Below are 1586 nucleotides of genomic sequence, written 5' to 3'. Positions count from 1 at the left end.
CGGCGTCACGAAGACCATGTCCGCACCGCGCAGGACGTCTTCGATCTCCTCGACGTGGTCCTCGGCCGCCTGACGACCAACATCCGGGTTGGCGCCGGCACCCAGGCCGCGAGTTAGTTCGCGTCCCACGTCGAGCTTCACGTCGGCGTCGCTCATGAGCAGTGCCTGGGCGTCGGTGTTGATGGCGATGAATTCAACGCCCTTCAACCCGACTTCGATCATTCGATTGACCGCGTTTACACCGCCACCGCCGATGCCGACGACTTTAATGACCGCGAGGTAATTCTGTGGAGCTGCCACGTCCCGCTTCCCTTGTTAGTTGTGCTACATGAATCACGAAACCAGCGCGAAACCTTCACCCTTAGCCTTAAGGTTTGGCTTCTGTCAAGCTATCGTTATAAGAACGCTATGAGTCGCGCCGGTCTAGTGCAACGACCGCTTGGGGCGTGTCGTTTTCTACTACGTTCCATCTTTCCAGAATTTTCGCCCAAGTTGCTTCTCCCACACCCACGGCGCGCCAGTTAATGCGGGCAATCCGCGACGCCTAGTAGGTCACCGGATTTTCCGGATTGGAGATGTCCACCACCTTGGGCGGGTTGCTCGACGCGGATAGCTCCTTTAGGAAAATCTGGGCGACTTCGTTCTTCAGCTCTGGCTTGTCTCCCTCACCCCAGATCAGCGTGCGTTTCTTGGGAAGGTTCAGTTCCACGAAGTCCGCCTGGGTCAGTGTCGCGGAACTCACCTGTTCCAGAACCTTGTTGTCGATGGTGCTCAAAACACCGGTCAACAGCTTGAAGGCTTCGGGATCCTTGGTGCGTTCCGAGGCCGTGATGCCCGGTAATTTATATTTTGCGTCCTTGCCCACTTTTTTCAGTTTGCGCCCGTCCGCGGCCACCAGGTAGCGGTCCTTGCCCTCGATGAGCACCGCCACCGGCTCTGCCTCCACGAGCTCCACCTTCAGGGTGTCGGGCATCTGGCGCGCACGACCACCTCATCCAACGCCGGCTCCTGCCCGATCAGCTCCATCACCTTGGATTCGGAGATCCGCGGCAACGGGGTGCCTTCCAGGCTGGAGAGGCGTTCGGTGACCTTCTGCTCGTCAATCAGCTTGGTGCCGGTGACCTGGATGTGCTTGGCCGCCAGCACCGGCTGAAGCTGAGCACCAACACCGCGGCCAGGCTGAGCAGCACCACCGCTCCGGCGACGATCAGCATCACCCGGCGGCGTTTCCTCTCCGGCGGTTCGGGCAGCGGCAGGACTTTTGCGCTTTGGTTCATGGTCCTCCCGCCGCTTAGTCCTGCTGTTCGCGCATGGCCTGGACAATGCGCGGGCCAGGTGGGTTACGTCCCCGGCGCCGATGGTCATGATCACGTCCCCGGGAGCCGCGGATTCCACGACCCGCACAATGGCCTGCTCGTTGTCCAGCACCGCGCTGGGCACCTCGATGCGGTCGGCAATCAGCTCGCTAGTGACCCCCTCGATCGGATCCTCCCGGGCGGCATAGATGTCCAGCACGCTGACCGTGTCGGCCAGGGAGAGCGCCTCGGCGAACTGCCGGTAGAACTCGTAGGTGCGGCTAAACAGGT

The 1586-nt window shown here is 61.1% G+C and carries 1 protein-coding gene and 2 pseudogenes; all 3 read right to left on the bottom strand.

Going from position 1 to position 1586, the window contains the following annotated elements:
* Positions 1 to 300: pseudogene (locus JCM19049_RS13685) on the bottom strand (cell division protein FtsZ); the annotation flags it as partial.
* A gap of 244 nt (positions 301 to 544) precedes the next feature.
* Entirely contained in the window at positions 545 to 973 is a 429-nt protein-coding gene (locus JCM19049_RS13680) for a cell division protein FtsQ/DivIB (protein ID WP_054821859.1), read from the bottom strand.
* Positions 958 to 1586: pseudogene (locus tag JCM19049_RS13675) on the bottom strand (hypothetical protein); the annotation flags it as partial. The gene JCM19049_RS13680 and the pseudogene JCM19049_RS13675, both read right to left, overlap by 16 nt.

The organism is Arthrobacter sp. JCM 19049 (assembly GCF_001310435.1).
The sequence above is the reverse complement of the archived record's forward strand: the minus strand, read 5'-3'. Positions and strand labels throughout refer to the sequence as shown.

Coding starts and splice junctions, on each gene's coding strand:
- JCM19049_RS13680 (WP_054821859.1), bottom strand. CDS start 973: ATGCCCGACACCCTGAAGGTGGAGCTCGTGGAGGCAGAGCCGGTGGCG.